Origin of the sequence: Microcoleus sp. Pol12B4 (assembly GCF_036701385.1) — a bacterium.
In the GTDB taxonomy this organism is placed as follows: Bacteria; Cyanobacteriota; Cyanobacteriia; order Cyanobacteriales; family Microcoleaceae; genus Microcoleus.
The window spans coordinates 1-8,054 of the sequence record NZ_JAUBQR010000271.1 but is presented as its reverse complement, the minus strand read 5'-3'; the positions used below and the strand labels follow the sequence as shown (position 1 = coordinate 8,054).

The following is an 8,054-nucleotide window of genomic DNA, read 5'->3' as shown; positions in this document are numbered from 1 at the left end:
GCTAGGGGAAAAACCCCCGTTGGAATAGGTAGAAATTTAAACAGGTTCTAACTGGGAAATTACCTTTTCCATGTGTTGGGCAACTTGGCTTTCTTTTTCCACAGAATTGGTTTCCATGTAAACTCGCATCAAGGGTTCGGTTCCCGAAGGCCGCAGCAGTACCCAGCCACCGTCTTCAAGATAAAGTTTAATTCCGTCTTTGCGGCCGATTTCCTTAACGCCGATACCTGCTACTTCTGTGGGGGGATTCTTGGTAAAAGATTCCAAAACGGCTGCTTTGTGGGCTTCTTCTAGGTGCAAGTCCAAACGTTTGTTGTACAGGGGGCCGTCGGCTTCTTTAATGGCTTCTTCGACTAGCTGAGAAAGCGGTTTGCCTTCATAAGCGATCGCCTCAGCAACTAGCATATCAGCCAAAATCCCGTCTTTTTCGGGAATGTGACCCAAAACGCTCAAACCGCCAGATTCTTCGCCACCGATGAGTACCGCAGTTTCCCGCATTTTTTCGCCGATGTATTTAAAACCGACTGCGGTTTCGTAAATTGTTAAACCGTACTTGGCGGCCAAATTGTCCAGCAAGTGGGTAGTTGCGACTGTACGGACGATCGCCCCAGTCAAGCCTTTATTCTTCACCAAGTGACGCGCCAGCAGCAACAGTACAGTATTTGGAGTCAAGACATTTCCCAACTCGTCAACAATACCAAAGCGATCGCTGTCGCCATCGGTAGCTAAACCCAAATCCGCCGAATCCTTCTTAACAGCTTCCACCAACTCAACTAACTGTTCGCCCTTGGGTTCGGGCATTCCACCACCAAATAGCACGTCGCGGTAGGTGTGAAAACTTTCGACATCGCAGCCGCAGTGTTCCAAAACGCCGTCGAGATAGCCGCGAGAAGTCGAGTAGAGAGCGTCGTACTTCACCTTCAACTTAGCAGAGCGAATCCGCTCCACATCGATCAAAGTATAAAGAAACTTCAGATATTCGGGTTTCGGGTCAAAAGTGGAGATTTTATCGTTGTGGCTGCCTTTGGCTGGGACATCAGAAGCACCAGCAATATTTGCCACAATGGTATCAGTAATTTCCGGGGTAGCCGGGCCCGCGTAGTCGGGGATGTATTTGATGCCGCAATAAGGTGCGGGATTGTGCGAAGCCGTGAACATCAGGGCTCCTGCGGAGTTGAGATGCTTGGCGCTGTAGGCGATGACTGGTGTGGGGCAATCTCGATCGACCACTTTCACCGTCCATCCCAAATCTGCCAATACTTCCGCCGAGGTGCGGGCGAACTCGTCTGCCAGAAAGCGGGTATCGTAGGAGACTAGAACTGGGCGGTCTTTGGTGTAAGCGGTTTCTAGGTAACTGGCGATCGCCCGAGTGACTTTTCGCACGTTGGCAAAAGTAAAGTCATGGGCAATCAGTCCCCGCCACCCATCGGTTCCGAACTTAATTTCTGTTGAATTGCTACTAGCGCTCATTTTATCCACTTCCTCTCGTCCTACTAATCCTACCCGAAGGCATAGCCTTAAAGACATACTGGCCGTGCTGTTTGTGAGGATTGATCGCCCGTGGGGCCCGCATCAACCTAATCCTATCGTTGTAGGGGCAGGCTTGGACCTTCGGCCTCCGGGATCGAACCAGTCAGAGTGGGCAAAATGTGGGAGAGATCGGGCGAGTCACTAGCTAATTCCGGTTTTGAAGGGTTGTTTGCCGATCGAATGGACGACGATCAATTGCGGGCGCTTCCCTACGGGATAGCTTCGCTTCACGGGGAAGCTAAAAAACCGATCGCAAAAAACGGCCCTGGCAATTGCCTTAACGAAATGCACATAAATCTCATCCTAATCTCAAATTTAATTTTTTATTTAGAAAAGCCGATCGTTAAATTTGTTAGGATTTCCTAACAATCGCCAGACTCAAAATACATTTTTAATTCAGCTATAGAAATAAATTAACTAAAGTCACCCCTAGATCGTGCTGTAGCCTAGCTTCTAGAAGAAACGAAGGCGCTCAACCAAAGCGATCCAAAACAAAGATAAGGTATTTCAAGCAGCAGTTTTTTTTAAGCAGACTTAACTTTAATTTTCAGCTTTTAAGACAAATTAAATTTATTTCCAGCCTTCTTTATACGTCAAAAAAATACATTAGGGTCGCGATCACAGGGTGATGGTGATCGATCGCACAATAAATAATGTTATTAACGTGCAGCGTATAAAAGATGCAGGCACTCCAGCCAAATGGCTTATAGCTTTAAGCGTAATGGCTGATGACTGTCTGCGTACAAATGCAGAAAATTGTAGTTAACAACATTAAAATTTAGGGGAATCCATCGGGTGCGACTTAATAAAAAAACGAGGTTTATCATGACGGGTATTTCACAAATATCTTCAAAATCTTTACCAGCAGCCGACCAACTTCAACAGGGCGTAAATCAGGCGTCTCAAGGTATTACCGGATCGGACCATGACAAACTTCCAAAAGCTAAAGGTGTCAGCGTTTCTTCCTTCGCAGTTAGCTGGGCAAAAAAATATTACAGTACAGTGGCGGCACGAGAGAACCAAGCGCCACGCCAAATTCTCCCCAGCCTCGATTTAACTAATTTTGAGGAAAATAGAGCCCCAATAGTTGAAAAATTGACAGATACCCTGAAATTAGCCAGCGAGATAGCTTGGAGTAGAGTAGAAGCTCTTTTAGGGAAACAAATACAGCGGCACGCGATCGATCCAAGTTTAATTAATTCTTTAGAAATTGCCGCAGATACTCGTACCTTATATCGGAAAGCAATAGAGGCTTATGCGGATAGAGAACCTGTTTTTCGCTTGTCAGTGCTGGTGGGAAAAGATATTATCAAAGTGAGGCGAAAATACTCAGAGACAGATCCATTAGTGCTGGGATTTGTGACAATGGAGTTTCAATACACTAGCAAAATCTTGTTAGGATGTCTTTCAGAGTCAGAGCGAACGGAATTTGCGCCCTACTTAAAAGTTGTAGACGACTACCTGCACATTCCCTACGGAGAGATTAACGAGGCTGCGGCGAATCAGCCCCCGAATTCAAGAGATTTATTAGCCGTTCAGCATTTGTTGCAGCACACGACTCAGATTGCTAGTGCAGTGTACGATCGAGCTAGTTCCCAGCATCAAGGATACCGCAGCAGCAGCGGGTATTTGAGCGATCGCGAGGTAAAAATTTCTGGTATCCGGGATGTCGAGATTTTTCAAAGCTATTTGTGCTGGTGCGTTTTGGAAGGTAACATTCATCCGGTACAGCAAGAATTGTTTCCAATTTGCGTGATGTTGTACCCCAAACTTCATGTTAGTTGGGAGTTAGTGCAGGATATGCTGCTGATTTTATTTTGGGAAATATGCGAGCGGCTTCCTGCTGAAGATTTAACGGTATTTGTACCTTACTTGCGTACTCTGACTGAGATGTTTTCCAGCGATGTTTTTGAAAATTAGATAATTGGGAATTGGGAATTCCCTCAAATTTACCAATTGCCTATTTAAAACTAAAAGCTGCTACTGCCAAACATCCCCAACCAACAATAAAAGCAACTCCCCCCAGTGGCGTAATTGCACCCAGCCATTTGATGTCGCTCAAACTCAGGGCGTATAAACTGCCTGAAAAGATGATTGTACCCGCAATAAAAGCCCATCCAGCCACTGCAAAAAAGGTTTGAGACTCTTGGGCGCGGCTCAAGAGTAAAGCGACGAGTAATAAAGCCAGGGCATGGTACATTTGATATCGCGCGCCGGTCTCAAAAATGGTTAAAGCTCGATCGCTCAATTGATTTTTCAAAGCGTGAGAGGCGAAAGCACCGCCTGCAACGGATAAACCTCCGAATACTGCTGCCGTTGCTATAAAAATGCGAATTAAGATTAACGTTGACATAATATTTATTGAATAGGGAAGAAGGGAGAAGAAAAAATAAAGAAGGAAGAAGGAGGAGGGAAAAACATCTAATTGTTGATATCTAATGTGCGCGGTGCGTGTCTTACTTGTAATTGCGAGCCTCCGCAAAGCAATCGCATAGTAGAGATGTTCACTGGCCTAACTCTGGGAAGGGAAGGTGCGCGTAGCGCACCCTAGGCTGATGATAAATTAGCTTTTTTGCAGATATTTTTAACCTATTTCCGCACAGCTTCCAGCAAGCGAGAATAGTAAAAGCTAGTGCTAGTCATCGCTGTTCTGTTAATAACAAAACCATTGTTTTCTAGGATTTTGATAATATCAGCTTCGCGGTGCTGGTAAGCCCGGGTAGTTTTGCTTGGGCCGGGGAAAAGTTCACCAATTTTTTTGAGGGCGGTGAGTGCTAAAGTTTTGGGGGCAAAACTAATAATTAGTCGCGATTCGGCGATCGAACTCAGGTGAGCGATCATTTCTGCCGCCTTATTTTGAGGATAGTGGATTAGCACATCCAAACAAATCACTGTGTGGAATTTGCCGGTTAAGGCTTCCAAATCTTGGGCAGCGAAGGAGATGTTGTAGAGCTTGCCGGGAACTGCTGTCGATCGATCGTAAGCTTCTGCTACCATCTTTTCCGAGATATCGCTAGCGCAAACAATTGCCCCAGCGTCAGCCAGAGGAATGCTCAGAGATCCAACACCGCAGCCAGCATCGCAGACACAAAGCCCGGACAAATTGCCGTCAGCTTGCAGCCATTCGATGACTGTATCCACCGTTTTCTGGTGCCCGGTGCGGATGTCTAGCTGAACTTTATTGACTTTGCCCTCGCCGTAAATTCGCTGCCAGCGATCGAAGCCCGTCGAGTTAAAATACTGTCTAACTATAGTCTTGTCGTCTACCAAATTCATCGATCTGCCTGCTGCTGAGTTATTGCCAACGGTTAGATATTATATAGCAATCCGGTTCCGAAAATGTGCAACTTGCAACTACAGATTTTAGGTTAGCGATTTTAGATTTTCGATGAAAACGGCACATCTAAAATCTGAAATCTATCGGGTAATACCAGTTCGCGGATTCCCACTGTTTCAATTCTTTAATCTAGAATGGTATAACAGGCTAAAAAAGTCGATGCCAAGTCAATTCCTTTGTCGCCACATTTAAATTCCAGCGCAACAATTGAGTTGCCGATTTGCCCATAATTCCCGAAATTCCGATTGCCCTTCTCGGAGATTCAGTTGCCAGGGCGATCGCACTTTCGGCATCGCAAATCCCCCACTCCACCAAATTCTGCACTCCTGCCAACAGCGGCAGAGTTGTACCCGCCAAAGTAGCAGATTCCAGGGGCGAGTGATAATCTAATCTTACCCAAGCTGTACCTTTTCTGACTTCAATTTGTCGGGAATCCCAAGGATAAACACCGTCAGGCAAACCCAAAGGAGCCAAAGCATCGCTCACTAAAAAAACGCCTTTTTCATACCTACCAGCGCGCAGAAAAAAATCAATCATTGTCGGAGAAACGTGCTTCCCGTCAGCAATTAAACCGCATTTTACGCCCGGATGAACAATCGCCGCTCCCAACAAACCCGGTTCTCGGTGGTGCAAACTCGGCATCGCATTAAAAGCGTGAGTTACCATTGAAGCTCCCCGCTCAAAGGCTTGTTGGGCTTGCTCTGCCGTCGCTTGAGAGTGTCCGAGACTCACGGAAATTCCCAAACTTTGCAAATAGGAAATTACTTCGCCAGTGCTGTCTAACTCCGGCGCTAAAGTAATTATTTTGACAATATCGGCACAATCTCCTAAAACTTGCTTGACATTTTCTATAGTGAGCGGTAGTAAAAACTCAACTGGGTGAGCTCCTCGCTTCTGGGGGTTGAGAAAAGGGCCTTCGAGGTGAACACCGATAATTTCCGCTGTTTTGGGCTTAATTGTTGCGGGAGCAGCGGTTTGTACAGTGCGGATATAATCAGCTATAGTCGAGAGCGATCGCCTAAACTTATCCAGCGAAGTTGTCACCAAAGTCGGCAAAAAAGCATCGACTCCCTGATTCCACAAAAATTGACAAATTTTCGGCAACATTTCAATATGCTTGCTTTCCAAATCGGGAAAAGCAAAACCGAGGGCGCCGTTAATCTGCAAGTCAACACCGCCCAGAGAAAGCCAATCGCCTGCTACATCAAGCACTTGCAAATCGGGAGGACAAATCCGTTTAAATACGGCGTCCATCGGCCAAACTTCTTGAATGATGCCCATTTCGTCAACAGCAAGCATCTGCAAATCCTTGCAACCTGGGAGGCGAACATTGAGAATATCTGTGCGGGCGGCAGGTAGGGTTGTGGCTTCAGTCATCCGATTTTAGATTTTAGATTTTAGATTTTAGATTTAATATTCGCTACGGATAAATCCGGTGGCTGGCGATGAGGAGGGGGAGCTTTTTGCTTTTTGCTGGCTCCAGGGTAGCTCAGACAGGGGCTTGTGGCCAAATTGCTTTTAAGGGTCAGTTTTGGTACAAAATATCTAAATTGGAGTTAACGCAATCATTTAAAATTAGCATTTATCTGAAATCTCAAATCTGAAAAATTTATGAATCAAGCGACAGTTGGAATTATCATGGGTAGCGATTCGGATTTGCCAACCATGAAAGATGCGATCGCAGTTTGCGAAGAATTCAGTGTTGCTTGCTCCGTGGCGATAGTCTCGGCGCACCGCACCCCTGAGCGCATGGTGGAATACGCCCAAACCGCCCACCAACGAGGCTTGAAAGTCATTATCGCAGGAGCCGGAGGAGCGGCGCATCTCCCGGGTATGGTAGCATCTTTAACGCCCTTGCCAGTAATTGGCGTGCCGGTACCGAGCCGCCACCTGCAAGGCCTAGATTCGCTGTACTCGATCGTGCAAATGCCAGCCGGGATACCCGTAGCAACAGTGGGGATCGGCAACGCTAAGAATGCTGGCTTGCTGGCAGTTCAGATACTAGCAGCTCATCAGCCAGAATTACTAGAGCGAGTCCTGCTGTACCGCAAAACTTTGTCCGAATCAGTAATGAAAAAACAAAATCAACTAGAAGAGCTAGGCTATCAAAACTATCTCAATATGAACAAATAATCCATAAACTTTCGTAGTAAAATTGGAAAGTTTTCCGAATATTGCTGAGCTTACTAGCCGTAAAGAGGGTAAAAGTGATTAAAATGACTGTCGGAAAGAAAAAGTCGAAACAAGTCAGGCGGGAGGCTTTAAATTTGCCAGCAGCTAAATTTTTTACGAAAGTCAACAGGTTGAATAAATTAGCACGGGCGATCGCCAGCCTCACTCCAAGTTGGCAAGCCTGCATACCTTTAGCTGCAATCATCGTCTTGGTTTGGGGATATGCGGCCGTAGCCCAAACAGCTCCCGCGCCAACCACCGAGGAACAATTAGCAAGCCTTAAGGTGGGCATGGATACCATGTGGGTCATGGTGGCGGCGATGCTAGTGTTCTTTATGAACGCCGGTTTCGGTATGTTGGAAACCGGGTTTTGTCGCCAAAAAAATGCGGTTAACGTGCTGTCCAAAAACTTGATTGTTTTTGCACTTTCAACGATCGCATTTTGGTCGATCGGCTTTGCCTTAATGTTCAGCAACGGCAACGGTTTTATCGGCACCAGTGGCGGATTTTTCCTGTGGAACGTAGCTGACAACAGCCCCGCCACAGGAGACGCTTATCAAGGCATTTTCAGCGCATTAAACTGGACGGGAGTGCCTCTTAACGCTAAATTCTTTTTCCAATTAGTTTTTGCGGGAACTGCTGCCACAATCGTTTCTGGAGCAGTTGCAGAGCGAATTAAATTCCTTGAATTCTTAATTTTCAGCTTGCTGCTAGTAGGAATTGCTTACCCGATTACCGGACACTGGATTTGGGGCGGTGGCTGGCTGGCAAAAGCAGGCTTCTGGGATTTTGCCGGTTCGACAGTGGTTCACTCGGTAGGCGGTTGGGCGGCTTTGATGGGGGCTGCATTTTTGGGGCCACGGATCGGCAAGTACCGCGACGGCGATACTGTGGCGATGCCGGGACATAATATGAGCATTGCCACCCTGGGCTGTTTGATTCTGTGGTTGGGTTGGTTCGGGTTCAATCCCGGTTCGACAATGGCAGTCGATCCAAATGCGATCGCCCACATTGC

General features: G+C 46.6%; 8 protein-coding genes. 4 read left to right on the top strand and 4 right to left on the bottom strand.

Annotation, left to right across the window (positions count from 1 at the left end; translation table 11 throughout):
- Window positions 1–36 precede the first annotated feature (36 nt).
- Window positions 37–1,470, bottom strand: a complete 1,434-nt coding sequence (locus QUA38_RS25790) for a phosphoglucomutase/phosphomannomutase family protein (RefSeq protein ID WP_333166951.1) — start codon at window positions 1,468–1,470, stop codon at window positions 37–39.
- Between the two features lie 177 nt (window positions 1,471–1,647).
- Between QUA38_RS25790 and QUA38_RS25785 the strand changes: the two genes are divergently transcribed.
- Window positions 1,648–1,896 carry a hypothetical protein gene (locus tag QUA38_RS25785; protein WP_333166949.1) on the top strand — a complete coding sequence of 83 codons (249 nt, stop codon included), beginning with the start codon at window positions 1,648–1,650 and terminating at the stop codon, window positions 1,894–1,896.
- A 459-nt stretch (window positions 1,897–2,355) separates the two neighbouring features.
- The gene (locus tag QUA38_RS25780; RefSeq protein WP_333166947.1) at window positions 2,356–3,450 is read left to right on the top strand and encodes a hypothetical protein; all 1,095 of its coding nucleotides are present in this window, start codon (window positions 2,356–2,358) and stop codon (window positions 3,448–3,450) included.
- A 40-nt stretch (window positions 3,451–3,490) separates the two neighbouring features.
- Here the strand turns inward: QUA38_RS25780 and QUA38_RS25775 are convergent, their stop codons facing one another.
- The 3 genes from QUA38_RS25775 to nagA all read right to left on the bottom strand — a co-directional run bounded on the left by QUA38_RS25775 (window position 3,491) and on the right by nagA (window position 6,244).
- On the bottom strand, window positions 3,491–3,883 hold the full coding sequence (locus QUA38_RS25775) for a DUF423 domain-containing protein (RefSeq protein WP_333166945.1): 393 nt from the start codon (window positions 3,881–3,883) through the stop codon (window positions 3,491–3,493).
- Window positions 3,884–4,119: 236 nt separating this feature from the next.
- On the bottom strand, window positions 4,120–4,806 hold the full coding sequence (gene bchM, locus QUA38_RS25770; RefSeq protein ID WP_333166943.1) for a magnesium protoporphyrin IX methyltransferase: 687 nt from the start codon (window positions 4,804–4,806) through the stop codon (window positions 4,120–4,122).
- Between the two features lie 208 nt (window positions 4,807–5,014).
- Window positions 5,015–6,244, bottom strand: a complete 1,230-nt coding sequence (nagA, locus tag QUA38_RS25765; protein ID WP_333166941.1) for an N-acetylglucosamine-6-phosphate deacetylase — start codon at window positions 6,242–6,244, stop codon at window positions 5,015–5,017.
- A 234-nt stretch (window positions 6,245–6,478) separates the two neighbouring features.
- Between nagA and purE the strand changes: the two genes are divergently transcribed.
- Both purE and QUA38_RS25755 read left to right on the top strand, forming a co-directional pair.
- Window positions 6,479–7,000, top strand: coding sequence for a 5-(carboxyamino)imidazole ribonucleotide mutase (purE, locus tag QUA38_RS25760; protein WP_333166939.1), 522 nt, complete (start codon window positions 6,479–6,481; stop codon window positions 6,998–7,000).
- Window positions 7,001–7,083: 83 nt separating this feature from the next.
- Window positions 7,084–8,054: ammonium transporter (locus tag QUA38_RS25755; protein ID WP_445305105.1), on the top strand; the 971-nt coding region annotated here is incomplete at its 3' end.